22 protein-coding genes are annotated in these 25,704 nt (G+C 73.3%); 8 read left to right on the forward strand and 14 right to left on the reverse strand.

Annotated elements, in window-relative coordinates; all coding sequences use genetic code 11:
* Positions 1–17: 17 nt before the first annotated feature.
* Together AC3EVP_RS07670 and AC3EVP_RS07675 are read right to left on the reverse strand one after the other, a co-directional pair.
* Positions 18–929: a metal-dependent hydrolase gene (locus tag AC3EVP_RS07670; RefSeq protein ID WP_435127494.1), complete on the reverse strand. Its 912-nt coding sequence runs from the start codon at positions 927–929 to the stop codon at positions 18–20.
* A 146-nt stretch (positions 930–1,075) separates the two neighbouring features.
* Positions 1,076–2,992, reverse strand: coding sequence for an SDR family oxidoreductase (locus AC3EVP_RS07675; protein WP_435127496.1), 1,917 nt, complete (start codon positions 2,990–2,992; stop codon positions 1,076–1,078).
* Positions 2,993–3,204: 212 nt separating this feature from the next.
* On the opposite strand from AC3EVP_RS07675, the gene AC3EVP_RS07680 reads away from it, so the two are divergent.
* The 5 genes from AC3EVP_RS07680 (at position 3,205) to AC3EVP_RS07700 (ending at position 7,675) form a co-directional block, all read left to right on the forward strand.
* Entirely contained in the window at positions 3,205–4,182 is a 978-nt protein-coding gene (locus AC3EVP_RS07680; protein WP_335972216.1) for an ABC transporter ATP-binding protein, read from the forward strand.
* Entirely contained in the window at positions 4,179–5,078 is a 900-nt protein-coding gene (locus AC3EVP_RS07685) for an ABC transporter permease (RefSeq protein WP_335971669.1), read from the forward strand. Before AC3EVP_RS07680 ends, AC3EVP_RS07685 begins: the two co-directional genes overlap by 4 nt.
* Positions 5,075–5,992, forward strand: a complete 918-nt coding sequence (locus tag AC3EVP_RS07690) for an ABC transporter ATP-binding protein (protein WP_335971667.1) — start codon at positions 5,075–5,077, stop codon at positions 5,990–5,992. Before AC3EVP_RS07685 ends, AC3EVP_RS07690 begins: the two co-directional genes overlap by 4 nt.
* Before the next feature lie 12 nt (positions 5,993–6,004).
* On the forward strand, positions 6,005–6,796 hold the full coding sequence (locus AC3EVP_RS07695) for an ABC transporter permease subunit (RefSeq protein ID WP_435127499.1): 792 nt from the start codon (positions 6,005–6,007) through the stop codon (positions 6,794–6,796).
* A 114-nt stretch (positions 6,797–6,910) separates the two neighbouring features.
* Positions 6,911–7,675: a rhomboid-like protein gene (locus AC3EVP_RS07700; RefSeq protein ID WP_435127501.1), complete on the forward strand. Its 765-nt coding sequence runs from the start codon at positions 6,911–6,913 to the stop codon at positions 7,673–7,675.
* Here AC3EVP_RS07700 and AC3EVP_RS07705 read toward each other — a convergent pair.
* The 9 genes from AC3EVP_RS07705 to AC3EVP_RS07745 form a co-directional block, all read right to left on the reverse strand.
* Entirely contained in the window at positions 7,653–8,504 is an 852-nt protein-coding gene (locus AC3EVP_RS07705) for an HAD family hydrolase (RefSeq protein ID WP_435127503.1), read from the reverse strand. The two genes, AC3EVP_RS07700 and AC3EVP_RS07705, sit on opposite strands and share 23 nt — an antisense overlap.
* Positions 8,501–9,799, reverse strand: a complete 1,299-nt coding sequence (gene serS / locus AC3EVP_RS07710; RefSeq protein ID WP_335971659.1) for a serine--tRNA ligase — start codon at positions 9,797–9,799, stop codon at positions 8,501–8,503. The genes AC3EVP_RS07705 and serS overlap by 4 nt, the downstream gene beginning before the upstream one ends.
* A gap of 668 nt (positions 9,800–10,467) precedes the next feature.
* Positions 10,468–11,397 carry a prephenate dehydratase gene (gene pheA, locus AC3EVP_RS07715; protein ID WP_435127505.1) on the reverse strand — a complete coding sequence of 310 codons (930 nt, stop codon included), beginning with the start codon at positions 11,395–11,397 and terminating at the stop codon, positions 10,468–10,470.
* A gap of 141 nt (positions 11,398–11,538) precedes the next feature.
* The gene (efeB, locus tag AC3EVP_RS07720; RefSeq protein WP_435127507.1) at positions 11,539–12,873 is read right to left on the reverse strand and encodes an iron uptake transporter deferrochelatase/peroxidase subunit; all 1,335 of its coding nucleotides are present in this window, start codon (positions 12,871–12,873) and stop codon (positions 11,539–11,541) included.
* Positions 12,870–14,924, reverse strand: coding sequence for a copper resistance protein CopC (locus AC3EVP_RS07725; protein WP_435127509.1), 2,055 nt, complete (start codon positions 14,922–14,924; stop codon positions 12,870–12,872). The genes efeB and AC3EVP_RS07725 overlap by 4 nt, the downstream gene beginning before the upstream one ends.
* Positions 14,925–14,931: 7 nt before the next feature.
* Complete coding sequence (locus tag AC3EVP_RS07730; protein ID WP_435127511.1) at positions 14,932–15,498, reverse strand: copper chaperone PCu(A)C; 567 nt, start codon at positions 15,496–15,498, stop codon at positions 14,932–14,934.
* Complete coding sequence (locus AC3EVP_RS07735) at positions 15,495–16,154, reverse strand: SCO family protein (protein ID WP_335971654.1); 660 nt, start codon at positions 16,152–16,154, stop codon at positions 15,495–15,497. Before AC3EVP_RS07735 ends, AC3EVP_RS07730 begins: the two co-directional genes overlap by 4 nt.
* A 92-nt stretch (positions 16,155–16,246) precedes the next feature.
* Positions 16,247–17,065 (reverse strand): YcnI family copper-binding membrane protein, encoded by an 819-nt coding sequence (locus AC3EVP_RS07740; protein ID WP_435127514.1) that lies wholly within the window; start codon positions 17,063–17,065, stop codon positions 16,247–16,249.
* A 233-nt stretch (positions 17,066–17,298) separates the two neighbouring features.
* Positions 17,299–18,177, reverse strand: coding sequence for a hypothetical protein (locus AC3EVP_RS07745; protein ID WP_435127516.1), 879 nt, complete (start codon positions 18,175–18,177; stop codon positions 17,299–17,301).
* A gap of 201 nt (positions 18,178–18,378) precedes the next feature.
* Here AC3EVP_RS07745 and AC3EVP_RS07750 point away from each other — a divergent pair, with 201 nt between their 5' ends.
* On the forward strand, positions 18,379–18,822 hold the full coding sequence (locus AC3EVP_RS07750) for an ATP-binding protein (protein ID WP_335971649.1): 444 nt from the start codon (positions 18,379–18,381) through the stop codon (positions 18,820–18,822).
* 81 nt (positions 18,823–18,903) lie between these two features.
* Here AC3EVP_RS07750 and AC3EVP_RS07755 read toward each other — a convergent pair whose 3' ends face one another.
* Both AC3EVP_RS07755 and AC3EVP_RS07760 read right to left on the reverse strand, forming a co-directional pair.
* Positions 18,904–20,316: an aminopeptidase P family protein gene (locus AC3EVP_RS07755; RefSeq protein ID WP_335972214.1), complete on the reverse strand. Its 1,413-nt coding sequence runs from the start codon at positions 20,314–20,316 to the stop codon at positions 18,904–18,906.
* 386 nt (positions 20,317–20,702) lie between these two features.
* Entirely contained in the window at positions 20,703–22,403 is a 1,701-nt protein-coding gene (locus AC3EVP_RS07760; protein WP_435127518.1) for a PP2C family protein-serine/threonine phosphatase, read from the reverse strand.
* 585 nt (positions 22,404–22,988) lie between these two features.
* Here AC3EVP_RS07760 and AC3EVP_RS07765 point away from each other — a divergent pair.
* Together AC3EVP_RS07765 and AC3EVP_RS07770 are read left to right on the forward strand one after the other, a co-directional pair.
* A complete protein-coding gene (locus AC3EVP_RS07765; protein WP_435127520.1) occupies positions 22,989–23,723 on the forward strand; it encodes a bifunctional DNA primase/polymerase in 735 nt (244 codons plus the stop codon).
* Between the two features lie 257 nt (positions 23,724–23,980).
* Positions 23,981–24,235: a hypothetical protein gene (locus AC3EVP_RS07770; protein ID WP_435127522.1), complete on the forward strand. Its 255-nt coding sequence runs from the start codon at positions 23,981–23,983 to the stop codon at positions 24,233–24,235.
* A 266-nt stretch (positions 24,236–24,501) separates the two neighbouring features.
* On the opposite strand, the gene AC3EVP_RS07775 is transcribed toward AC3EVP_RS07770, so the two are convergent.
* A complete protein-coding gene (locus AC3EVP_RS07775) occupies positions 24,502–25,473 on the reverse strand; it encodes a DUF5926 family protein (protein WP_335971643.1) in 972 nt (323 codons plus the stop codon).
* Positions 25,474–25,704: the final 231 nt, after the last annotated feature.

A 25,704-nucleotide genomic window follows, 5' to 3' on the forward strand; every position in this document is an offset into this window, starting at 1 on the left:
CTGTGCGGTGCGATGGGTCAGGAGGCGGCGGGCCGTCCCGCCGCTTGGTCGCGGGCGGTCGTCCCGGCGACGGCCTGCGCGGCCGGGGATATCGCCAGGTAGTCCACCGCCTTGTGCAACGACCCTTCCTGCGACGGATGGTACGACCGGCGCAGGTAGCGGGGCATGGCCGCGTGCAGCGAGGCCCAGGAGGGGACCAGGCCGCGGCGGGCGGCGGCGCGGTGGTCCTTGAAGCGGTAGCGCCCCTGCGCCAGCTGCGGGTCGTTTCGCAACAGGTACCGGGCGCCGGCCACCCACAGGTAGAACAGGGTGGGCCAGGCCAGCGCCATCCCCTCGGCCCGGCGCAGATAGCGCACCGCGCCCTTGCCACCGGTGTGCTGGTACATGTCGAAGGCGACCGAGCGGTGCTCGACCTCCTCGGCGCCGTGCCAGCGCAGCAGGTCGAGCATGACCTCGTCGCTGCCCGCGTCGTCGAGCGCCTCCGAGTCCAGTATCCAGTCGCCCAGCACCGCGGTGAAGTGCTCGATCGCCGCGATCAGCGACAGCCGGAAGCGCAGCCACTCGCGGCGCGGCACCGGCAGGCCCCACGGCGGCCGCTCGCCCAGCAGCACGTCGAACATCCACTCCACATGCCGGGTGTAGGACGCGGTGTCGAGCTGCTGCTCGGTCAAGTGCTCCAGCACGTAGGCGTGTTGGACGCTGTGCGTGGCCTCCTGCCCCATGAAGCCCTTCACGTCCTTGAGCAGGCGCTCGTCGGTGATCAGCGGCAGGGCTTCCTTGAACACCTTCACGAACCACCGCTCGCCCGCGGGCAGCAGCAGATGCAGCACGTTGATCACGTGGGTCGCGGTCGGCTCGCCCGGAATCCAGTGCAGCGGCGTCTGCTTCCAGTCGAAAGTGACCCGGCGGGGTTTGATCGCATGGCTCACGGGGTGTGGCCTCCTTACGGGGTTCTGCGGGTGGAGTGGACGGGACGAGGCGGGCCGGCTGGCCGGCAGGACGGACGGGTGGCTGGTCGGCGGACTGCGGTCGGCGGTGGGCGGTCGGTCGGAGCACGGGCGCCCCCACCGGCCGGCTACATCGGCGGGTCGACCCGGGCGAGGGCCCGCAGAGCTCCTGGCGACATCCGCGACAGCAACCGCGCCCCGCGTGCCTCCGGGGTGACCGGCACGACGGCGGTGTCCCGGAGCACCGCGCGCACCACGGCCCGAGCCACCTTCTCCGGCGGGTAGTTGCGCCGGGCGTACAGCTTGGCGCTCTTGGCCCGCCGCCGCTCCTGCTCCTCCTCGCTGACTCCTGTGTGCCGCGCGCTGCCGGTGATCGCGGTGTTGACCAGGCCGGGGCATATCGCGCTCACCCCGATGCCGTGCGGCGCCAGTTCGGCTCGCAGGCACTCGCTGAGCATCAGCACGGCCGCCTTCGAAGTGCTGTAGGCCGGCAACGCCTTGGACGGCTGGAAGGCCGCGGCCGAGGCGGTGTTGACGATGTGGCCGCCCTGGCCGCGCTCGGCCATCTGCCGGCCGAAGAGCCGGCAGCCATGGATCACCCCCCACAAGTTGACGTCCAGCACCTGCTGCCAGTCCGCCACTGTGGTGTCGAGGAACGGGCCGGCCAACCCGATGCCCGCGTTGTTCACCACAACGTCGGGCACCCCGCGCAGGTCGGCGGTGCGGGCCGCGAACTCCTCCATCGCCCCGGCGTCCGCGACGTCGACCACCTCCGGCCAGGCGTCGGCCGCGCCGGCCCGGCGGGCGTCCGCCGCGGTCGAGGCGGCGCCCTCCGCGTCCCGGTCCACCGCGACCACCCGTGCGCCGGCCTCGGCGAAGGCGAGTGCGGTCGCCCGGCCGATGCCGCTGGCCGCGCCGGTGACCACCACCAGCTGTCCGGCGAACCGCTCCCGCGCCGCCGCCAGCCCCCGGCCGAGCACCGTCCGCCGGGCGGGGTCCTGCTCCTCTTCCCCAGGGGCGGGGGCGCCCTCCGCCGCGGAGACGAAGTCCGTGATCCAGCGGCTGAGCTGGTCGGGGCGGGAACGCGGCACCCAGTGCTTCGCGGGCAGGGTCCGCCGGGTCAACCGGGGCGCCCAGCGGTCGAGGTCGTCGTAGAGCCGTTCGGAGAGGAAGGCGTCCTGGGTGGGGGTGATCAGCAGCACCGGCACATGGGCGACGGGGTCGGGACGCGGGTGGGCGAGCCGGCGCCGGACGTTGTCGCGGTAGAGCCAGGCTCCGTGTGCGGCGTCCTGCGGGAGGGAGCCGGTCGGATAGCCGTCGGACGGGACCTTCTCGGCCCGGGCGAGCAGCTTCGGCCACTGCTTGCCGAGCGGTCCCCGCCAGGCCAGTTCGGGAAGCACGGGGGTGTGCAGCGCGTACACGTACCACGACTTGGTGAGCTGGTTGAGGAGTTGGCCGGTGCGGCGGGGGGTGGGGCGGCGCAGCCTGCGTGCGATCCAGTGGCCGAAGTGGTCGAGGCTCGGGCCGGAGATCGAGGTGAACGAGGCGATCCGCCCCTCGGTGGCGGTGACAGTGGCGAACTCCCAGCCCTGCACGGAGCCCCAGTCGTGGCCGACCAGGTGCACCGGGCGGTCGGGGCTGACCGCGCCGGCGACCGCGAGGAAGTCCTCGGTCAGCTTCTCCAGGGTGAAGCCGCCCTTGAGCGGGTCCGGCGCGGACGAGCGGCCGTGGCCGCGTACGTCATAACTCACCACGTGGAAGTGGTCGGAGAGCCGCTCGGCGACAGCCGACCAGACCTCCTGGCTGTCCGGATAGCCGTGTACCAGGACGACCGTCGGCGGGCCGCCGGGCGGGGCCGCGGCGCCGTACTCGGTCACGCACAGGCGCACCCCGCCGGCGCCGGTCACGAAGCGGTCCCGCGCCGCTGCCGTCTCCCGCTCGGCACCGGCCCCTTCCACGCCCGCGCCCGTATCCGCACGCGCGCCCGTACCCGCGCCCGCGTCGTCCGTCCCGCCCTTGCCGTCCACGCCTTCTACGCCGTCCATGTCGTCACCGCCTCAGCACCGACCAACACTGTCAGTGATCAATGTGACATTGTCCGATGGCAGCGTCAAGACATCCGGTACCGCCCGACGGCGCTTTCACCCGATCGAGTGGCAACCCCTACGGGGGGGGGCAACCGTGAGTCGTACGGCAAGCACCGCCCCGCGGGCGACGCGCGGCGGCCGCACCGCCCGCTACCGTCGGGGCCGTGAATGTGATCGCTACCGAGAGCCTGAGCAAGCGGTACCCGAGGGTGACCGCGCTCGACCGGCTGACCGTGGACATCACGCCCGGTGTGACCGGGCTGGTGGGCGCCAACGGAGCCGGCAAGTCGACCCTGATCAAGATCCTGCTCGGTCTCGCCCCGGCCACCGAGGGCCGGGCCACCGTGCTCGGTCGCGACGTGGCCTCGGACGGAGCGGAGATCCGTGCCCTGGTCGGCTACATGCCCGAGCACGACTGCCTCCCGCCGGACGTCTCGGCGACGGAGTTCGTGGTGCACATGGCCCGCATGTCCGGGCTGCCGCCCACCGCCGCCCGCGAGCGCACCGCCGACACGCTGCGCCACGTCGGCCTGTACGAGGAGCGCTACCGCCCGATGGGCGGCTACTCCACGGGCATGAAGCAGCGCGTCAAGCTCGCCCAGGCGCTGGTCCACGACCCGGAGCTGGTGCTGCTCGACGAGCCGACCAACGGCCTGGACCCGGTCGGCCGCGACGACATGCTCGGCCTGATCCGCCGCGTGCACACCGACTTCGGCATCTCGGTGCTGGTCACCTCGCACCTGCTCGGCGAACTGGAGCGCACCAGCGACCACATCGTCGTCATCGACGGCGGCAAGCTGCTGCGGGCCTCTTCCACCAGCGACTTCACCCAGACCACGGGCTCCCTCGCCGTCGAGGTCACCGACCGCGAGGACGACCTGTACGCGGCGCTGACCGCCGCCGGGCTGACCGCCCACGGCACCGGCCACCTGCTGATGGTCGACATCGCCGGCGACGAGACGTACGACACCGTTCGCGACGCGGTGGCCGAACTGGGCGTCGGCCTGGTGCGGATGGAGCAGCGCCGCCACCGGATCGCCGAGCTCTTCTCGGACGAGGACGCGAACGAGGACGCGGATGTGGAGACCGGCGCCGGCACTGGCACCGGCGCCCCCGTCCCCGCGGGCACAGGAAGGAGCACCCGGTGACCCAGCCCGACCTGACGCCCACGGACGTCATCCACGACATCGGCTACCGCCCGTACCACGGCCCCCGCCTCGGCCGCGCGTACGCCCGCAAGTCGCTCTACGTGCAGAGCCTGCGCGGCGCGTACGGACTCGGCCGCAGCGCCAAGTCCAAGGTGCTGCCGATGCTGCTGCTCGCTGTGATGTGCCTGCCGGCGCTGATCATCGTGGCGGTCACGGTCTTCACGGACCGCAACGACCTGCCGCTGCAGTACACCCGCTACGCGATCGTGCTCCAGGCGGTCATCACGCTCTTCGTCGCCTCCCAGGCGCCGCAGGCCGTCTCGCGCGACCTGCGCTTCAAGACCACCCCGCTGTACTTCTCGCGGCCGATCGAGGCGGTCGACTACGTGGCCGCGAAGTTCGCCGCGATGGCCTCCGCGCTGTTCCTGCTGACCGCGCTCCCCCTGCTGATCCTCTACATCGGCGCACTGCTGGCGAAGCTGAGCTTCGGCCACCAGACCGCCGGGTTTGCGAAGGGCCTGGTGTCCACAGCACTGCTGTCCCTCCTGTTCGCCGGCATCGGGCTGGTGATCGCGGCCGTCACCCCGCGCCGGGGCTTCGGCGTCGCCGCGGTGATCACCCTGTTCGTGATCAGCTACGGCGCCGTCTCCGCGGTGCAGGGCGTCGCGGACAACCAGGAGAAATGGCACGTCATCGGCTGGCTCGGGCTCTTCTCCCCGATCACCCTGATCGACGGCTTCCAGACCTGGTTCCTGGGCGCCGCCTCCTCCTTCCCCCACGCCTCGGGGCCGCCGAACGCGGCGGCCGGCATCGCGTACCTGCTGGTCGTCCTGGCGATCCTGGCGGGCAGCTTCGGGCTGCTGATCCGCCGCTACCGGAAGGCGGGCCTGTCGTGACCACCATCGGTATCAACGCGGTCTCCCGCTGGTTCGGGAACGTGGTGGCCGTCAACGACGTCACCATGTCCATCGGCCCGGGCGTCACCGGGCTGCTCGGCCCCAACGGCGCCGGCAAGTCCACCCTCATCAACATGATGGCCGGCTTCCTCGCACCCTCCGGCGGCAGCGTCACCCTCGACGGCACCGTCATCTGGCGCAACGAGCAGGCCTACCGCCAGATCGGCATCGTGCCCGAACGCGAGTCCATGTACGACTTCCTGACCGCGCGCGAGTTCGTCGTCGCCAACGCCGAACTGCACGGCCTCGCCGACCCCGGCGCCGCCGCCCAGCGCGCCCTGGCCACCGTGGAGATGGAGTACGCCCAGGACCGGCGGATCGAGACCTACAGCAAGGGCATGCGGCAGCGCGCCAAGATGGCGTCGGCGCTGGTGCACGACCCGTCGGTGCTGCTGCTCGACGAGCCGTTCAACGGCATGGACCCGCGCCAGCGGCTGCACCTGATGAACCTGCTGCGCGCCATGGGCGCGGACGGCCGGACCGTGCTGTTCTCCTCCCACATCCTGGAGGAGGTCGAACAGCTCGCCCACCACATCGAGGTCGTCGTCGCCGGGCGGCACGCCGCCTCGGGTGACTTCCGCAAGATCCGCCGGCTGATGACCGACCGCCCGCACCGCTACCTCGTGCGCTCCAGCGACGACCGCGCGCTCGCCTCGGCGCTCATCGCGCACGGCTCCACCGCGGGCATCGAACTGGACGCCACCGAGCGGGCGCTGCGCATCCAGGCGGTCGACTTCGCCGGCTTCACCGCGTATCTGCCGCGGATCGCCCGCGAGCACGGCATCCGCCTGTACGCGGTCTCGCCGTCCGACGAGTCGCTGGAAAGCGTGTTCTCCTACCTGGTCACGGCGTAAGGAACGACCGACATGTCCACCACCTCCACGCTTCCCGACGCGCCCGCCGCCAAGCCCGCGGCACCCCGTACCGGCGGCTTCTCCTGCTACCACCCCACCGTGGCCAGGCTCACCTACCGCGCGCTGCTCGGCCGGCGCCGTGCCCTGCTGCTCTTCTCGCTGCCCGTCCTGCTGCTGGCCATCGCCGCCTTCGTCCGCGCCCTGGTCGGCGCCGACGACGGCACCGCGAGCGACATGCTCCAGGGCTTCGCGCTCAGCTCGATGCTGCCGCTGCTGGGCGTCATCGCGGGCACCGGCGCGATCGCTCCGGAGATCGACGACGGCGCCATCGTCTACCTCCTCGCCAAGCCGATCAGGCGTTCCACGATCATCTGCACCAAGCTGCTGGTCGCCATCGGTGTCACCCTCGCCTTCTCCGCGGTCCCCACCCTGCTCGCGGGTTATCTGCTCAACGGCAACAGCGCGAACATCGCGGTCGCGTACGGCATCGCCACCGCCGTCGGGTCCGTCGCCTATGCCGCGGTCTTCCTGCTGCTCGGGGTGGTCACCCGGCACGCGGTCGTCGTCGGGCTCGTGTACGCGCTGGTGTGGGAGACGGTGATCGGCAACCTGGTGCCCGGCGCGCAGACGCTCAGCGTCCAGCAGTGGGCGCTCGCCGTCGGCGCCGAGGCCGCGCACGGCGGCCTCGTCACCTCGGCGGTGTCGCTGCCGACGGGCATCGTCCTGCTCGTCGCGGTCACCGTCCTGGGCACCTGGTACGCGGCGCGGCGGCTGAGCACCCTGAAGCCGGTCGGCGACGAGTAGGGCGGCGCGAACCGCCCGCCGAAACCGCGGCGCCCCGGCTGCCAGGAGGCGAGGACTCCAGGCGGCCGGGGCGTTCGCCTGCGGCACACAGCGAACGGTCCGAGACTGGAAGGGATGGTCCAGGACTCCTCTCCCCGCACGCCGCCGTCCCAGGGCGGTGTCCCCGGATCGGCCGCCCCGCGCCACCGGCCGGCCCCCGCCGACCTGCGGCGCGCCGCCGTCGCCTGGGTGCGCTCCACTCCTGGCACCCATATCTGGCTGCTGATCATCCTGGTCACCAGTACGGTCGCCGCGCTGCTGCCGGCCGATGTGCGCACCCACCTGTTGCACGAGGTCAGCACCAACCTGGTGGAGCTGCGCCTGCACCCGATCCGGGTGCTGGTCGCCAGCGCGCTGTGGATACAGGGGCCGTCCGGCCTCGCCTTGTACGTGGTGCTGTTCGAGGTGGTGCACGCCACCGCGGAGCGCTGGCTGGGCACCGCGCGCTGGCTCGCGACCGCCGTCTTCGCGCACGTGGGCGCCACACTGCTCAGCCAGAAGGCGGTCTTCCTCGACATCCGGGACAACCGCCTGCCGCACTCCCTGGCGTACACCGTGGACATCGGCGTCAGCTACGGCCTCGCGGGGGTCGCCGGGGTCCTCACCTACCGGCTGCCGCGCCGCCTGCGCTGGCCCTACGCGGTGGTGCTGGTCGGGCTGTTCGGCTACCGCCTGGTGGACAACGACACCTTCACCGACCTCGGCCACTTCACCGCGGTGCTGATCGGGCTGTGCTGCTACGCCCTGACGCCCTTGCCGCCGCCCCCGACCCCGGCTCCCCCTCCGGACCCGGACCAGGCCGCGGACCGCCGAGGGGTCAGGAAGCGGCCGCGCCCATGAGGCGCTCCAGCACCACAGCGATGCCGTCCTCGTCGTTGGACAGGGTGATCTCGTCGGCCACGGCCTTCAGGTCGGGGTGGGCGCCTGCCATCGCCACGCCGTGCCCGGCCCAGCGGAACATCGGCACGTCGTTCGGCATGTCCCCGAACGCGATGGTTCGGGCCGCGGCCGCGCCCAGCCGCCTGGCGGCCAGGGACAGCCCGGTCGCCTTGGTGAGGCCGAGCGGCAGCAGTTCCACGATGCGCCGGCCGGCCATGACGACGCCCACCAGGTCCCCGGCGACGGCCCTGGCCGCGTCGGCGAGCGCGTCGTCGTCCAGGTCGGGGTGCTGGATGTAGAGCTTGTTGATCGGCTCGGCCCACAGCTCGTCGCTCCCGGTCATGTGGATGACCGGCAGCTCGGGGTTGTAGACGTAGCCCTCGCCGACCAGCACCTCGCCCTCGAGGCCGTCCCGGCTGGCCGCCACGGCGAGGCGGCCGACCTCGGCCTCGATCTTGGCGAGCGCCACCGCGGCCAGCTTGCGGTCCAGCGTGACCGAGGTGAGCAGGCGGTCGCTGCCCGCGTCGTACACCTGGGCGCCCTGGCCGCACACGGCGAGCCCCTGGTAGCCGAGGTGGTCCAGGATGTGGCGGGTCCAGGGCACCGAGCGGCCGGTGACGATGATGTGCGCCGCGCCCGCTCCGGTCACGGCGGCGAGAGCGGCGCGGGTGCGCGGCGAGACGGTGCCGTCCTCGCGCAGCAGGGTGCCGTCGAGGTCGGTGGCGACCAGCCGGTACGGCAGCGGGCCGGTGGCGGGGACGTCGGCCGCGGCCGACCCGGGCGCGGTCACTTGGCGGCGGACTTCGCGACGGCCGCGGTGGGCTCCAGCACCTCGCGCCCGCCCAGGTACGGCCGCAGGACCTCGGGCACCCGGACCGAGCCGTCGGCCAGCTGGTGGTTCTCCAGCAGGGCGACGATGGTGCGGGTCACCGCGCACAGCGTGCCGTTGAGAGTGGCGAGCGGCCGGGTGCCGTCGCTGTCGCGCATCCGGATGCCGAGGCGGCGGGCCTGGAACTGCGTGGTGTTGGAGGTGGAGGTCAGCTCGCGGTACTTGCCCTGGGTGGGCACCCACGCCTCGCAGTCGAACTTGCGCGACGCGGAGGCCCCCAGGTCGCCCGAGGCCAGCTCGATCACCTGGAACGGCAGTTCCAGGGAGGACAGCCACTGCTTCTCCCACGCCAGCAGCCGCTGGTGCTCCGCCTCGGCCTCCTCCGGCGTGGTGTAGACGAACATCTCGACCTTGTCGAACTGGTGCACCCGGAAGATGCCGCGGGTGTCCTTGCCGTACGACCCGGCCTCCCGGCGGTAGCAGGCGGAGAAGCCCGCGTACCGCAGCGGCAGCCTGGACGCCTCGATGATCTCGTCCATGTGGTAGGCGGCGAGCGGGACCTCGGAGGTGCCGACGAGGTAGAGGTCGTCCTTCTCCAGGTAGTAGACGTCGTCCTCGACCTGGCCGAGGTAACCGGTGCCCGCCATAGCGGCGGGCCTTACCAGGTTCGGGGTGAGCACCGGGGTGAAGCCCGCCGCGGTGGCCTGCGCGATGGCCGCGTTGACCAGGGCCAGCTCCAGCAGGGCGCCGATGCCGGTGAGGTAGTAGAAGCGCGAGCCCGACACCTTGGCCCCGCGGTCGGTGTCGATCGCGCCGAGCAACTCGCCCAGTTCCAGGTGGTCCTTGGGGGTGAAGCCCTCGGCCGCGAAGTCGCGGGGGGTGCCGACGGTCTCGAGGACGACGAAGTCCTCCTCGCCGCCGATGGGGGCGTCGGGGTGCACCACGTTGCCCAGCCGCAGCAGAAGCTGCTGGGCCTGCTCGGCAGCCTCCTGCTGCTCGGCGTCCGCGGCCTTCACCGAGTCGGCCAGCTCCTTGGTGCGCCTCAGCAGTTCGGCGCGCTCCTCGCCCTGCGCCTTGGAGACCAGGCGCCCCAGCTGCTTCTGCTCGGCGCGCAGCTCGTCGAAGCGGGTACTGGAGGACCTGCGCCGCTCGTCGGCGGAGAGCAGCGCGTCGACGAGCGCGACGTCCTCTCCACGGGCGCGCTGCGAGGCGCGCACTCGGTCGGGGTCCTCACGAAGCAGGCGAAGGTCAATCACGGTCCACAGGCTACCCGGCGTCAGTCGGCTCAGGCGACAACTTAAAGGCGGCAATGTGTGCAATGTCCGATTCGCTGGAAAAGCGAAAGAAGGTAGCTAAGGTGGCGATAAAGCCATGCGTCAACGCAATTCCGGCGGTCGCCCGGTGGGGTCGGTCGGCCTGTGGAGAAACGGAGTTGATCCACTGCGGAGGTCGCTTCCGGAGGGGGCGCGGGCCCCTCTGCGGCTGAGTTATCCACAGGCGGTGGGGAAATCTCGGCCCGTTGTCCACAGGGTGTGGGAGAGATCTGTGGAGAAGTGGAGAGATCATTTCCCGGGGTCGGAGTTCGGCTATGGATTCCCCGCGCAAACCCGTTCCACACTCACTTTCGGGTGAGATCTGTTCCCCCGGGAGGATGGCGAGGGGGATTTGGGGTGACGCGGGGTGATGTGTCGCACTCCGGGGCGAGCTGGCGGCTGTGTACCAATTTGTCGACTTGGCCGCTTTTCGCTGTCGACTTGTCCCCAGTTACCCACAGGCTGCGCGCCGGCCCTGTGGATAACTCTGTGGACAACTCGCAAGATGGCTGGTGGGCAAAGCCAAGGCAAACGCCAGAGGGCGCGGGGTGGTGGTCACGCCGTGTCACACTGCGGCCCTTGGTCGCGGCCCGTCTCTGCCCGGGAAGACCTCAGGCGCGGCCGTCGAGCGCCCGGTTGAGCCAGTCCGCCGCCGCGGTGAACTCCTCGTCGCTCGCACCGCGGCGCACCACGGGCGCGATCTCGTCCGCACGCGGGTACGACCCGAGCAGCCGCACCTTCAGGCAGCGCCGGTGCAGCCCGAGCAGCGTCTCGCTCACCCGCCGGTCGGTCAGGTGGCCCTCCGCGTCCACGGAGAAGCAGTACTGCCCCAGCCCCTGGCCGGTCGGCCGGGACTCGATCCGCATCAGGTTCACCCCGCGGATCGCGAACTCCTGGAGCAGGTCGAGCAGCGCGCCCGGGTGGTCGTCGCGCAGCCAGAACACCGCCGACGTCTTGTCCGCCCCGGTGGGTGCCGCCATCCGCGCCGGCCGGCCCACCAACACGAAGCGGGTGGTGGCGTTCGAGGCGTCGTGGATCTCGGTGGCCAGCGGTTCGAGCCCGTAGGTCGGAGCGGCGAACTCGCCGGCGAAGGCGCCGTCGTAGCGCGACTCCTGGACCAGCCGGGCGCCGTCCGCGTTCGAGGCGGCCGACTCCCAGACCGCGTCCGGCAGGTGCTTCGTCAGCCACTGCCGGACCTGCACCTGGGCGGCGGGGTGGCCGGTCACGGTCTTCACGTCCGACAGCTTCGTGCCCGGCCGGACCAGCAGCGCGAACGCGATCGGCAGCAGCACCTCGCGGTAGATCATCAGCGGGGTGCCGAACGCCAGCTCGTCGAGGGTCGTGGTGATGCCGCCCTCCACCGAGTTCTCGATCGGCACCAGCGCGCCGCCCGCCTCGCCGTTGCGCACCGCGTCCAGCGCCGCTGCCACGGACACCATCGGGACCAGCTCGCGGGTGGCGGACTCGGGCAGCGTGCGCAGCGCGGCCTCGGTGAAGGTGCCCTCAGGCCCCAGATACGTGTAACGGCTCGCCGACGACATGAGTTCAGCCTAATGGCCCACGCGGCCGCACCCGCCCGTCCCGTACGGTTGTTCCCAGGACGTCGCACGGACGTACGAGACACGCGGGAGCCCAGCGCCGGGCGCCCGCGCGCCAGCCCTCCCGCCGTGCGGGCTCGACGCTCAGCCCTCCAGCAGGCGCTGGCCCACGTACTCCCCTTTCCCCGCCCCGCCCGGCACCGCGAACAGCCCGCTCGCCTCGTGGCGCAGGAAGCGGGACAGCCCGTCGGCGCCGTCGAGCTTGCGCTGGACCGGCACGAAGCCCGTCATCGGGTCGGCCTGCCAGGCGACGAACAGCAGCCCCGCGTCCGGGGTGCCGTCCGCACCGAACCCGTCGTGGTAGGAGAAGGCACGGCGCAGCATGGCCGCACCGCTGTTGGAGGCGGGCGCGGCCAGCCGGATGTGGGCGTCACCGGCGATCGCGAGCGACCGGTCGGCGTTGATCTTGTCGAGCTGGACGGGGGTGGTCTCCACGCCGCCGGACAGGGGAGCGCCGTCGGACTTGCGGCGCCCCACCACCCGCTCCTGCTCGGCCACCGACAAGCGGTCCCAGGTGTCCAGCAGCATCCTGATCCGGCGGACGACCGCGTACGAGCCGCCCGCCATCCAGTCGGGAGAGCCGGTCGCCGGTACGAAGATCCGCTTGTCGAAGTCCGCGTCGGTCGGCTTGGGGTTGTTCGTGCCGTCGATCTGCCCCATGAGGTTGCGCGCGGTGCGGGGCCGGTCGGTGGCGCCGGGGGTGCGGTTGAAGCCGTTCATCTGCCAGCGCACGGTCGCGGTCCCGGCGGCGGCCTTCTGGAGCACGCGCAGGGCGTGGAAGGCGACCAGCGCGTCGTCGGCGCCGATCTGCACCCACAGGTCGCCGTTGCTGAGCTTGGGGTCGAGCCGGTCCGCGGGGAAGTCCGGCAGCGGCGCCAGGGCGGTCGGCAGCTTGGACGTCAGCCCGGTCCGCGTGAAGAAGCTGCGTCCGAAACCGAAGGTGACGGTCAGGGAGGAGGGGCCCGCGTCGTCGGCCACCTGGTCGTCGTACGCCGCCGGCGTGGTGGGGCGGTCGGCCGCGGTCATGTCCCGTGCCGCGTTCGACCAGCGGCGCAGCAGGGCGGCTGCCGCCTTGCGGTCCGCGCCCGCCTTGAGGTCGAAGGCGACCAGGTGGCCGCACGCTTGCGCGGGGTCGGCGATCCCGGCCTGGTGCACACCCTCGAACGGGACGTGCGCGGAGCCGACGGTCGTCAGGGCGGTCGGCTCGTCACGGGTGCCGGTCGCCACCGCGGCGCCCGCGCCGCCGCCGACCACCAGCCCGGCAGCTCCCGCCGCGCCGGCGGTGCCCAGCAGCCGTCGGCGGCTGACCCCGGGCCGGGCCGCCGCTTCGGCGGCTTCGGGGCCGGCCCCGCCCGCGCCTGAGACCTGACCGGAGGTTTTCCCGGCGGAGCGTCCCGCCGTCCTGTCCGTGGCACTCACGAAGTGACCTTCACCTTCTTCGTCTCCGTCACCTCGTCGATGTCCGAAGTGCGGACCGTGACCGACATCTGCCAGGTGCCCGGGAGCGGCAGTTGGGCCGCGCTCGCCGTCCAGCGGCCGGTGCCGGTGTGCTTGAGCGTGATCGGGATGGGACCGAGGTTCTGCGCGGGCAGCGTGAAGGCCAACCGCACCTCGGGCACGTCGACCGGGGTCCCGGCGGTGTTCTTGAGGACGAGCCGCACCTGGTTCGGGGTGGCGGCGCGTCCCGGCGTCACCGTGACCGCCGCGGTGCCCTTCCCCTTCGGGCCGCCGGTGTCGTAGGGGACGGTGACCGCGATCGGCGCCTGGCCCGAGGAGGTGGTGCCCGTGCCGGAGGACGCGGACGGCGCCGGGGCCAGGGCCTTCTGCTCCTCCGCGGCCCGCCCCGGCTGCGAGCCGGACAGGACCGTGGTCACACCGAGCAGTACCACCGCGACCGCCGCCTCGGCCAGCACCGAACGGCGCAGCGCCCCCCGGAAGGGGTCCGCGGCCAGCACCTTGCGGGCCCGCGCCGCGCTGCGGGCGGCCTGCTGGCGCCGCAGTTGCTGGGCCCGGGCGCTGTCCGCGCCACCCGCACCGCCGCTGCCGGAGGCCGCGACCGCCGGTTTCGTACGGTCGGCGGCCGCCGCCGGGACCGAGGCGGGCGCCGCCGTCGCGGCAGCGGCAGCGGCCGTGGCTGTGGCCGTGGCCGTGGCCGTGGTCGCGACTGCGGCCGTGGCGGTGGCCGGGGTCCGGCCGAGCCGCGCGGTCCAGCGGCGGGAGAACCAGGCGACGGCCACCAGCGCGCAGACCAGCCCGATCTTGATCAGCAGCAGCCGCCCGTAGGAGGTGTCGGTGAAGGCCCGCCAGCTGCCCATCTGGCGCCACGCCTGGTAGACACCGGTGCCGACGAGCAGGGTGACCGCGATGAGCCCGAGCAGCGAGAAGCGGCGCACCGCGTACGGCTCGATCGGGCGGCCCGCGAGAGAGGGCGCCCACAGCGCGGTCAGCAGCGTGATCAGCCCGCCCAGCCAGACCGCCATGGACAGCAGGTGCACCACGTCGACCGGCATCGCGACCTGGTGCTGGATGCCCACCGAGGCGTGCTCGGCCATCGCCCAGGTCGCCGCGATGCCGACGGCGATCACCGTGCCGCCGATGCCCAGCCCCCAGGCGAGGTCCGCCCGTTCCTCCGGGTCCTCCCGCCGGGCGTAGGAGCCGAACAGCACCGCGAGGAACACCGCGGCCGCCGCGAGCAGCAGCAGTCGGGACAGCAGCGCGGCCCCCGGCCTGGTCTGGAGCTGGTCCCGCATCACCCCGAGGTCGAGCGCCTGCCCGAGCCCCTTGCCGTTGACGTAGGGCCCGCGCAGCAGCAGCAAGGCGATCGTGGAGGCGGCCATCGCCACCCAGCCGGTCGCCGCGATCCGCTGGAGCGGCCGCAGCAGCGCACCGCGCGGCCAGCACACCGACAGGAACACCGAGGCGCCGACGAGCAGCGCGAAACCGGCGTAGGCGACGTAGCGGCCGACACCGTAGAGCGTGCCGGCCGCACCGCCGCCGCGCGCCGCGACGCCCGACAGGTCGACGTCGGTCCGGGAGGGCGCGCCGATCGAGAAGGTGAAGGCGCCGGAGACGGGGTGGCTGTCCTGGGAGATCGCCCGCCAGGCGACGGTGTAGGTGCCGTCGCCCAGGCCCGACTTGAGGGCGACGGTCGAGGTCGCCCCCGAGTTCTTGCCCTGCGCGTGCCCCGGGGTACCGGCGGCGACATCGGTGCCGTGCGGGTCGAGCACCCGCAGCGAGTCGTCGGACAGCAGCACGCCCTCGGAGAAGGTGAGCACCACCCGCTGCGGCGCGGTCTTGACCACCGACCCGTCGGCGGGGTCGGTCCCGATCAGTGCCGCGTGCGCCGAGGCGGGCACGGCGGTGCCGAGCAGCAGCCCGACCAGCGCCCCGAGCCCGACGAGCAGCGCCGCCGCGCGCCGCGGCCACGACCGCCGGGCGCCGGGCGGTCCTGCGTACGACCGTGTGTCCATCGGCGGGTCAGCCCTCCGGTTGGTACGTCGTCGGGCGCACCGGCACGGTGACGGTCACCGCGGCGGGCGTGGCGTGTGCGAAGTGCAGGGTGAGCGTCACCTTGTCGCCTACCGCGGGCTTGTGGGTGAGGTCCTCCAGCATCACGTGGTCGCCGCCGGTGCTCAGCGTGAGCTTGCCGCCGGCCGGCACGGTCAGCGACATCACCTGCTGCATGGTGTCGTTCGAGGTGGTGTGCAAGGTGGCGTGCGCGGCCAGGCCGCTGGTCACCGACGTGAGCTGGGCCGCGGTCCCGCCGGTGTTGGTGACGGTGAAGTACGCCGCGGCCATGTCCGTCAGCAGCGGCTGCGGTATGTAGCCGCCGCTGACCGCGAGCGCGGCGGGACTGCCGGCCTTGGCGTTCGCGCCGTCGGCGCCCGACGCGCCGGACGAGGCCGACGTCGAGCCCGCCGCCGAGCCTGCCGAGGACGAGCAGCCGGTCAGCGCCATGCTGCCGCCGGTGGCCACCGCGGCGAGCACCACCAGCGCGGCCGCGCCGACCCGGGTGCGCCGCCCCGCGGACCTGGTCGCGGTCACGACCGCTCACTCCTGATGATCTTCGGCAGGGCGCGCGCGTACTGGTCCGCGCTGGTGCCGGACATGTACAGCACGTGGGCCTTGTTGTCCTTCGGCCAGAAGGCCAGCACCTCGGCGCCGTGGGTGACGGTGATGCTGCCGTCCTTCTCCTTGACCGGCGGGTCGATGCCGACGCCGAGCGTGCGGGCGGCGGCCTGGATGGTGCTGAACTTGCCGGTCAGCCCGATGAAGCTCTTGTCGATCGCGCCGAGCCAGGAGTTCAGCCGGGCCGGGGTGTCGCGGGTGGGGTCGGAGCTGATGAAGACCACCTGGAGCTTCGCCTGGTCGGCCTTGGACAGCTTGGACTTGGCCAGTGCGATGTCGCTCATCGTGGTGGGGCACACGTCGGGGCAGTGGGTGTAGCCGAAGTAGAGCAGCACCGGGTGCCCGGCGGTCTGCTTGACCAGGTCGAACTGCTTGCCGTGGTTGTCGGTGAGGACCAGCGCGGGCTTGGCGAACGGCGTGTCCAGGGCGACGCCGGGTCCCTGGGAGGCGGCGGTCGACACGACGGCCGCGGCGTTGGAGTCGCTGCCGGAGGAGGAGCCCCCGCACGCGGTGAGCAGGAGGGCGGCCGAGGCGGTCACGGCGACGGCGCCGAGTTTGACGGTGGTGCGCATGAGAGATGTGGTTCCTGTTCGCGAGTGCTCGAAGGGGCCGGGCGGCCGCGGTCGTACGGTGCGCGCACCGCGGCCGCCCGGCAGGGGACCGGTCAGGCCGAGGGCGAGGAGCCGTCACCGGAGCCGTCACCGGCGCCCGCGGACGAGCCCGAGCCGCCGCTGCCGCCGGTGCCGGCCGGGGCCGTACGCCGCCGCCCGCCGTACACGCCGAAGCCGACGCCGATCACGCCGACCACGATCCCGGCGATGCCCAGCGCGCGGGCGGTGCCGTCGCTGTCACCGGCCGCCGCGGTGGTGCTCGCCGCGGCGGTGCCGGACTGCGGGGCCGACGCGGCGCTGCCGGTGGCGGTGGGCGTCGCGCCGGAGCCGCTGTCCGCTTCGGTGAGCTGGAGGGAGGGCGCCGGGTTCTGCGGCTCGGGCTGCCCGGCCTGCGGGATCTCGATCCACCGCACCACGTTGCCGTCGCTGTAGGTCTGGAGCGCCTTGAACGTCAGCGTGCCGGTGTCCTCCGGCAGCGGCCCGAGGGAGACCGGGAACTGCTGGAACTGCCCGGGCTCGATCTTCCCCCCGGTCCAGGTGATCTTGGTGACGGCCGAGGTGACCGTGCCGTCGTCGGTCTTCAGCGGGGTGGTGAGCTTGGTCGTGGTGACCTTCGCGGTCCACCCGGGCACCGGCTGGATCGACACCGAGGCGATCGGGTGGTCGGTGGGGAGGTTCACCTCCAGCTTGACGGTGGAGGCGTTGTCCTCCTCGCACGGCACCTTGAACGAGACGGTGCTGTAACTGCCCTTGGCGGCCGTGCTCGGCTGCACGGTGACATGGGCGAAGGCGGGTACGGCGGCCAGCAGGACGGCCGAGCCGGCGAGCGCGGCGACGGTCGCGGCACGGCCGCGCATACGGGAACTGCTCATGGCAGGGGTATCTCCACGTGGAAGTGGTGCGCTGACGGTGGGCCGCGCACACAGGTGCGCGGGATGACGCGGGCAGCCGCCCCGAGTCCGTGCGCGTACCCGTGCCCGGGCTCCGCGGCCGCGCGTCCTCAAGGGCGTGCGGTGCGGGGACCTCGGGGGAGGAAGGCACTCGTGGGAGGGCGGCAGGCGACCCGCGCTTCCGTCGGCGCTCCCCGTGAGGAGCCGACGCCGCGTCAGGCCGCCAGTGCGACCGCCGGGGGACCGCGCCTGGCCAGGCAGTGCCGCAGCCAGACGGTACGGTGCCGGGCCGCCACCGGCCACGCGGCGCCTCGTATCGGTCGGCGGGCGCAGGGCACGGCCGCGGCGAGCGCCGCCAGCAGCGCGCAGGCCCGGCGCAGCGCGGACGGCGGCAGCGAGGCGAGTTCCGTGGCGCTGCGCACCGACAGCCGGACCAGCCGCCACAGCGCGGCCTCGCCGCGGCGCAGCAGCAGCCCGGCGACCACGGCGGCCAGCAGGTGGCCGAGCAGCATGGGCAGCGAGCACATCGACAGCAGCATCGCGGGCAGCGACATGTGGGCGCCGTGGACGGCACCCGTGCCGGACGAACCGGCGGACATGCCGGGCATCAGCGTGTCCCCGGCGGGCGCGGCGCCACCGAGCCCGGCCGGGTCGAGGCCGGCCCGCAGGACGACCTGCCGCGCGGCCCCCGGGGTGAGCGCCGTGCCGCTGCCGCCGCTGTTGCACACCAGCCGGGCGGCGACGGCGACCAGGCTGCTGCCGGTGGCGGCGCCCCGCACGGAACCGGTGGCCGAGGCGCACATCTGGCCGGTGCTGAACACCAGGTGCAGGGCGAGTTGGCCGAGCGCGAGCAGCGCGGTGATGCCGGGCAGTCCGCGCTCCCGGCCGGCGAGCGGCGCGACGACCGCGAAGACCGCGAGCCAGCCCAGCGCCAGCGAGGCGGCCGGCACCGTACGGCCCGACGCCATGGCGTGCCCGGCCGCCGCGAGCAGCACGCAGACCGCGGTGAACACCGCGGTCCGCAGCAGTCGCATCCCGGCACCCGCGCGCACGGTGGGCGCAGGCAGGCAGGAGGCGGAGGAAGGCGCAGCCATGACAGCCGTCATCATCTCACTGCCGCTTCCGCCCGCGTACGGCGCCCTTGCTCCCCTCACACCCGCGGTGCGGCATCTACACCCCGGCGGGTGGCAAACGCATCCGCCGAATGAGCGGCATCACGCCAACATCGCGCTTACTCCAGGGCCTTCGCGGCAATACGTAACCGTATGTCGAGCCGGGGGCCAGGAGGCTGGAGCATGAGCATCTGGTGGTCACTCCATCTGCGGCGGGAGGCCGCGAGCGTCCCGCTGGCCAGGAAGCTGCTGCTGGGGACCATGGATTCGGCGGGGGTCGACCCCGACATCTCCTTCGACCTGTCGGTGGCGCTGACCGAGGCGTGTGCGAACGCCGTGGAGCACGCCGGCTCGGCCACGGGTTACGTCGTCACCGCCGAGATCGACGGCGACTGCTGCCGGATCGAGGTGGCCGACTCGGGGCCGGGCCTGCCGCGCGAACGGGGCCGCAGACCGGCCCGGCCGCTGACGCTGCGCGGCCAGTACGCCGAGCACGGCCGCGGGCTGTTCCTGATCGAGACCCTCGTCGACCACGTGCAGTACCACGACCGGCCGGGGCACGGCACGGTCGTGGCCTTCGACAAGGTGCTCAAGTGGCGTCAGGACGCCCTGCTCGAAGCATCCTGACGCCGGCTCCGCGCGAGCGGACCGGACGCCCCTGCCGAGGACAGGGCGCCGCCCCACCGGTCCGGCCCGCGCCGCGGGCGCTCAGCCGGACAGCCCCGCCATCCACTCCTCGACCTCGTCCGAGCGGCGCGGCAGCCCCGCCGACAGGTTCCGGTTGCCGCTTTCGGTGACGAGGATGTCGTCCTCGATCCGCACCCCTATGCCGCGGTACTCCGCCGGCACCGTCAGGTCGTCCGCCTGGAAGTACAGCCCCGGCTCCACGGTGAGCACCATGCCCGGCTCCAGTACGGCGTCCACATAGGTCTCGGTGCGGGCCTGGGCGCAGTCGTGCACGTCGAGGCCGAGCATGTGGCCGGTGCCGTGCAGCGTCCAGCGCCGCTGGAGGGCGAGTTCGAGTACCCGCTCCACCGGGCCCTCCAGCAGGCCCCACTCGACCAGCCGCTCGGCGAGCACGCGCTGCGCCGCGTCATGGAAGTCGCGGTAGGCGGCGCCGGGCTTGACCGCCGCGATACCGGCCTCCTGTGCGTCGTACACCGCGTCGTAGATCTTCTTCTGCAGGGGGGTGAAGCGGCCGTCGATCGGCAGGGTGCGGGTGACGTCGGCGGTGTAGAGGGTGTGGGTCTCCACGCCCGCGTCCAGCAGCAGCAGTTCGCCGGCGCGGACCGGGCCGTCGTTCCGCACCCAGTGCAGCGTGGTGGCGTGCGGACCCGCGGCGCAGATCGAGCCGTAGCCGACGTCGTTCCCCTCGACGCGGGCGCGCAGGAAGAAGGTGCCCTCGATGTACCGCTCGCTGGTGGCCTGGGCGCGGTCGAGGACCTTCACCACGTCCTCGAAGCCGCGGGCGGTGGAGTCGCACGCCTTCTGCAGCTCGCCGATCTCGAACTCGTCCTTGACCAGGCGGAGTTCCGACAGGAACGTCTTCAGCTCGGTGTCCCGCTCGGCGGTGACCTTGTCGGTGAGGGCGGCCTCGACCCCGGCGTCGTAACCCCGCACGACGCGCACCGGGCCCGTCGCCTCGCGCAGCACGTCGGCGATCGTGCGGACGTCCTCGCAGGGCAGGCCGAGGAGCTGCTCGCCCTCGGACAGGCTGTTGCGCCGCCCGACCCACAGCTCGCCCTGGCCGTCCAGCCAGAACTCGCCGTTCTCCCGGTCGGAGCGCGGCAGCAGGTAGGCGGTGGCGGTGTGGCCGCCCTCCTCCAGCGGTTCGAGGACGAGGACGGCGTCCTGGGTCTGGTCCCCGGTCAGGTGCACGTACTCCGTGGAGGCGCGGAAGGGGTAGTCCGTGTCATTGGCGCGGGTGCGCAGATTGCCCGCGGGGACCACGATCCGCTCGCCCGGGAAGCGCGCGGACAGTGCGGCGCGGCGCGCGGCCGCATAAGGAGCCTGGGCTATCGGCTCCAGGCCGCGCCGCTCGGTGTCGGCCCAGCCGCTCTTCATGGACGCGGCCAGTTCGTCGGAGACACCGGGGTACAGCCCGTTCTTGCGCGTCTTGATCGCGCTCTCCTGCCCCTCGGCGACCTCGTCACCGGACGCGTCACCGGACGCGTCGGCGGCAGCGCCCGCCGCCTCGCCCGCCGCGGACCGCGCCGCCGCTTCGGCTTCCTCGCCCCGGCCCCCCGCCGTGTCCTGCCTGTCCTCGGCCTTCGCCACGTCCTGCCTCCTCGCAATGGTCCCTTTCGTCCATCGTATGGGCGCCGCCCCTGACAGGTCCGGGGGCCTGTGGACAACCGGGACCGCCCCGCGGTCCGGCCTGTGGAAAACCGGCGGCGCCGGGGTGCGGCAGGGGGAGAATGGACGGCGGAAGGACCCATCGGACCCGGAGACCCGTGGACTCGTGGGCCGGTGGACCCGTGGGCCCGGGGCCCGCGGGCCCGCGGCCGTCAGTCGTCGAAGCGGACGGCCAGCAGCACCAGGTCCTCCATGTGCTCCGCCCGGTCCCGCCCGTCCGGGAGGAGCACGCGCAGCACATGGTCGGCCAGCGCCTCCGGGTCGGCCCGCACACTCCTGGGGGCGAACTGCGCCGCCGAGTGCAGCCGGGACAGCGCCCGGTCCGCGGGCCCCCCGGTGCGGTGCAGCAGGCCGTCGGTGTAGAGCAGCAGGCTCTCGCCCGGCCGGAGGACCAGCTCCGCGCTGGGCGCCTCCCAGCAGGTGAGCATGTTCAGCGGCGCGGACAGCGAGGTCTCGACGTACTCGCAGCGGCGTTCGCCGACGATCAGCGGCGGGCAGTGCCCGGCGCCCGCCATGGTCAGTTTGCGGCCGCCGCCCGGCAGCGCGGTGGCGTACGCGAACAGCGCGGTGGCGCTGCGGGCCGGCTCGGTCAGCCGCATCAGCAGTTCCAGGTCGGAGAGGACGGCGACCGGGTCCTCACCTTCCATCACGGCGTACGCCCGCAGGGCCGCCCGCAGCCGTCCCATCGCGGCGACCGCGCCCGGTCCGGCACCGGTGACCCCGCCGACGGTGAGTCCGAGTGCCTCCTCGGGCAGCGTCAGCGCGTCGAACCAGTCGCCGCCGCCGCGCGGGCCCGAGGTGTGGCGTACGGCCATCCGCAGGCCGGGCACGCGTGGCAGCCGGGTGGGCAGCAGTTCCTCGGACAGCGCACGGGCGGCGGCGCGGGCCCGGTGAAGCGCCAGGCAGCGCGCGATGTGCTCGACGGCGAACCGCAGGTAGAGGCCGGCCAGGCGGCGCTGGCGGTCGGTGGGGGCGGTGGGGTCGTCGTAGAACCAGACGGCGGTGCCGAGGTGGCCGGCGGGGCGACTGCCGGTCCGGCTGTCGGACCGGTCGGCGGGGTCGCCGGAAGCGGGGCCGTGGTCGGCAGCGGGGCCGTACGGGGCCGGATCGTAGGGTGCCGCATCGTAGGGACCGGTGCCGGAGTCGGCGCCGTACGCAGGTTCGTACGTGTGCTCGTACGACGGGCCCGGTCCGGCCGGGGGCTGCCCGGCGTCCTCGGCGGCGCCCTCCGCGACGAGCGGCACCGCGTAGCTGGCGGCCAGGCCCAGTTGCGCGGCGACCTCGCGGTGCCGTGTGGACGGGCCCGGGCCGTGCAGCAGGTCGGGCAGCAGCGTTTCGGCACGCGCGGCGGCGAGCGGGACCGTCTCCAGGGTGCCGAGGTCGCTGCGGCCCAGGCCCAGCCCGACGGCCGTCGCCGGGCCCAGCCCGTCCGCGGGGTCGAGGGTGACCAGGCCGCGCCGGGCGCCCACGAGGGTGGCGCCCGCCCGCAGTACCTCGTGCAGCGCGTCGTCGAGCGCCGCGGTCCGCGCCAGTTGCTCGGTCAGGCCGTGCAGCAGGGACAGGTCGCACACCCAGGCGGCCAGCCGGTCCTGGACGGCGAGGGAGTGGTCAAGGGTGCCGCGGGGCGGGGCCGCGCGTGTCGCGGCGCCCTGCGCGTGCGGCACCGGAAGCGGCGCGTCCTGTGGGAAGGGGCCGGCCCCGGTGGCGGCAGCGCCCGGCCCGGAGATCACGGCCGCGGTGGCCGCGACGGTCGCCGCCGCGGCGGCCGGTGCGGGGACAGGGGCGCCAGTGTCCGCCCGGACGGGAGCGGACGGCTCGCTTCCGGCCACTTTTCCGACGCGTGCGGTGCTCATGGCCGAAGGCTTTCGGCCGGGTGCCGGCCGGTGGAACAATCGTCGCTTTTCGTCCGCAATGCGCGGCGCGTCTGCATGAATAGCATCGCAAACCCCCATGGTGTGCTGCGCTGCTGTCAAGACCCCACTTCTACACGCACGATCGCGGGCATGTCCAGGATTGTCCCGGTACACGGAGTGGTGTCGGAAGCGTGCCCCGGACGGCTCTGTTTTCCGGATGTTGGCCGAAAACAGCCGCCCCCGGTGTATGCGCACGATCGACTGGCCCCAGCCAACAGCGCGTCATTTCGCGGGTGCTGGGTAGGAACCCGAAGTCCGGCTCAAGCGTCGTAGCACGTATACAGTTGACGGCCGACCCAACCCCGAGTGGCAAAGGGTGCGGCGTCCGGTACGGACCATGCGACATGGCCCGCGACCAGGGCGCGGTGAGTTCAGCGCGAGCCAAGAGCGCCGATGACGCGCCACCCTCCGCCACGTTCCACGCTCGGCTGGCAGTGCGGTGCGCTGCCTCGTATGCGGTGTGCTCGACAGTTACGTTGTGCAGTGGGCAGATCCCTGGGCGTTAACGGAAAGGAACGAGCGCTGATGCGCGAGATCCTCGGAAGGCGACGCAAGATCTCTCTTCGGCGAAGGGAGCGGACCGCGTACGTCGACGCGGCGCTGACCTACGCCGAACGGTGGCAGTGGCGCGTGGTACCCGGCGTCGGGCTCGACAGACAGGACCCGCACAACTCCGGCTGCGCCTGCGGGCGCCCCAACTGCGTGGTGCCCGGCGTCCATCCGGTCGATCCCGGGCTGCTCGCCGCGACCCGCGACCCGCGCATGGTCCGCTGGTGGTGGACCCGGCGGCCGGACGCCCCCGTGGTGCTCGCCACCGGCGACCGGGTCTCGGCGGCGAGCCTGCCCGCGACCGCGGGCGCGCGCGCCCTGGAGGCGATGGGGCAGCTCGGCTGCCGGCTCGGCCCGGTCGTGGCCACCCCGACCCGCTACGTCTTCCTCGTCGCGCCCTACTCGCTCGCCGAGTTGGGCGAACTGCTCGACCGCCAGGAATGGGTGCCGACCTCGCTGCGCTACCACGGCGACGGCGGGTACGTGGCGCTGCCGCCGGCCGGCGGGCTGCCGGGCCCGCTGCGGTGGGTGCGCCAGCCGGTCGTGCCGATCGTGCCGAGGGCGGCGGTGCGGGCCGGCCGGGTGGCCGACGCGGTCCGGGCGATGCGGACCGCCGAGCGCACCCCGTGGCTGCCGCAGATCGACGAACTCGTCGACGCGCTGGTCCGGGCCGGCCGCACCGCGCCCGACGGGGACCGGCTGCGCTACTGAGCGGTCCCGGGCCCGATGAACGGCACGGGTCTGATGAACGGCACCCGGTCTGATGAACGGACCGGTCCCGACCGAACGGCACCCGGTCCGTGGTCGGCGGGCGGGCGGCCCGTACCGCCAAAACGGCCTCCCGGGGACGGGAACAGGCCGCCGACAGGGTGCTGGACGGCCTTTGGCGGGGTAGGGGCCGGGTGTCGCCGGAACCACCGGCGGACGGTGGGCGTTATGTTCACCCGGACCCCGGACATCGAGCGCAGGTGAGCCCTTTGAAGTCGCAGCAGCCGTCAAACGCTTCGGGCCGGCGGGGGCGCGCCCGGGGTGCTAGCCACGACCAGTCGGGAGCCGACGGCCTGCGCCGGGTCGCCCTCGCGAGTGCGGCCGCGCTCGCCGCCGTACTGGCCCTCGCGGTGGCCACCGCCGGTTCCGGCCACGACGTCGAGCACCGCGGGGACGTCGGCCACAACACCGCCCACGCCAGCCCCTCCCCGGACAGCTCCGCGGGCGACGACTGAACCGGGCCGGACGACGAGATCAGTACCCGGAAGGCGGCGGCGCGACGGATTACGTCGGTGCGGCACGGGCCGGGGCATGGAAAGGCCCGGCCGCTGGCGACGGGGGATGCACCAGCGACCGGGCTGTTCAAACGGTAACAAGACTTCGGCGGTTAGCAAATTCCCCGTTCGGGGGAGCCGGGCCATGACCCGGTGTTTCCAGGGGAGTTGTGATCGGAATCACTGACCGACCGCTTGGTCGGTACCTTTCGGGGGGTGCGTCCGCGTCAACTCAGCGTGATCTGGCGGTTGGTGAAGCCGCTGCGCGCCCTGCGCTCCTCCGCGGTCAGCGGACCGGTACGGCCCAGCGTCTCCGCCAGCCGCTCCCCGAACGCCGCGGCGGGCTTCTCCACCTCCTCCGCGGACATGCCGACCGGCAGGTCCCACACCGGCACCATCAGGCCGTGCGCCCGGAAGGAGCCGACCAGCCGGGTGCCCTCGCCGAGCCCCGAGGCACCGGCGGCGTGTAGCCGCGCCAACGCGTCGAGCAGGTCGTCCTCCGGCTGCGGCATCACCCAGCGCAGATGGTTCTTCTCCGGCGTCTCGCACCAGTACGCGGCGTCCACGCCGGTCAGCCGGACGGTGGGGATCGCCGCCTGGTTGGCCCGCTCCAAAGACGCGGCCACCTCGCCGCCGGCCGCGCTCGCGTCCTCCAGCCAGAACTCGAAGCCGCTGTGCACCTGCGGCTCGAACGGCACGGACAGGTCGAGCAGGTCCTGCAACCGGGGCGCGTCCGGGGCGGGGCGCCGGCTCTCCACCGGGTTGCCCGGCTCCGCCGTCAGCGCCCGCGCCAGGGTGTCCGCGAGGTCGCGGCTGATGTCGCCGCTCGACGCGTCGTTCTGCAAGCCGAGCAGCACGGCGCCGGTGTCGCGGCGCAGCGCCGGCCAGGCCATCGGCAGCACCGTGCCCAAGGTCACCGACGGCACGCCCTCGGGCAGTTCGGCCTTCAGGGTGAGCGGAACCGTGGCGGCGGGCACCAGTTCGCGCAGCGCCACCCAGTCGCACTCCCCCGGCAGCCCCTCGAACGGGCGGCGCACCAACTCGGTGACGGCGTGCGCCGCTTCCCGGCCGTGGCACGCCTTGTACCGCCGCCCCGAGCCGCACGGGCACGGTTCGCGCGCGCCGACGACAGGTACGGCATCGCCTGCCGCCGCCTGTCGGCTGCTGGACTTGGTGGCGGTCGCGCGCTTCTTGGCCATGCTGGATGTCTCCCGGTCTCTCCCGGTACGGCGTTCTTCCGGCCAGCGAGCCTAGCGGTCGGCGGGCCCGGTCCTCGCCGCAACGACCCTCGCGCCGCGCGCGCGTCCTGGTTCGTACGGGTCAGGAGTGCCGGGGCGCGGCCGTACGACCTCGGCGCCGCGGTACGACGGACGGGCCGCCGTACGAGCCGACCCCGGCGCCGACGGGCAGGGTGGCCGCTCGTGCGGCGC

Source organism: Actinacidiphila sp. bgisy144, assembly GCF_057708105.1.

What these genes read in the sequence shown, in the direction of transcription:
- AC3EVP_RS07675 (WP_435127496.1), bottom strand. Translation starts at nt 2,992, where the DNA reads ATGGACGGCGTAGAAGGCGTGGACGGCAAGGGCGGGACGGACGACGCG.
- AC3EVP_RS07695 (WP_435127499.1), top strand. Translation starts at nt 6,005, where the DNA reads ATGTCCACCACCTCCACGCTTCCCGACGCGCCCGCCGCCAAGCCCGCG.
- AC3EVP_RS07700 (WP_435127501.1), top strand. Translation starts at nt 6,911, where the DNA reads ATGGTCCAGGACTCCTCTCCCCGCACGCCGCCGTCCCAGGGCGGTGTC.
- pheA (WP_435127505.1), bottom strand. Translation starts at nt 11,397, where the DNA reads ATGTCGTCGGCGAGCCGTTACACGTATCTGGGGCCTGAGGGCACCTTC.
- AC3EVP_RS07725 (WP_435127509.1), bottom strand. Translation starts at nt 14,924, where the DNA reads ATGGACACACGGTCGTACGCAGGACCGCCCGGCGCCCGGCGGTCGTGG.
- AC3EVP_RS07735 (WP_335971654.1), bottom strand. Translation starts at nt 16,154, where the DNA reads ATGCGCACCACCGTCAAACTCGGCGCCGTCGCCGTGACCGCCTCGGCC.
- AC3EVP_RS07740 (WP_435127514.1), bottom strand. Translation starts at nt 17,065, where the DNA reads ATGAGCAGTTCCCGTATGCGCGGCCGTGCCGCGACCGTCGCCGCGCTC.
- AC3EVP_RS07745 (WP_435127516.1), bottom strand. Translation starts at nt 18,177, where the DNA reads ATGGCTGCGCCTTCCTCCGCCTCCTGCCTGCCTGCGCCCACCGTGCGC.
- AC3EVP_RS07750 (WP_335971649.1), top strand. Translation starts at nt 18,379, where the DNA reads ATGAGCATCTGGTGGTCACTCCATCTGCGGCGGGAGGCCGCGAGCGTC.
- AC3EVP_RS07760 (WP_435127518.1), bottom strand. Translation starts at nt 22,403, where the DNA reads ATGAGCACCGCACGCGTCGGAAAAGTGGCCGGAAGCGAGCCGTCCGCT.
- AC3EVP_RS07765 (WP_435127520.1), top strand. Translation starts at nt 22,989, where the DNA reads ATGCGCGAGATCCTCGGAAGGCGACGCAAGATCTCTCTTCGGCGAAGG.
- AC3EVP_RS07775 (WP_335971643.1), bottom strand. Translation starts at nt 25,473, where the DNA reads ATGGCCAAGAAGCGCGCGACCGCCACCAAGTCCAGCAGCCGACAGGCG.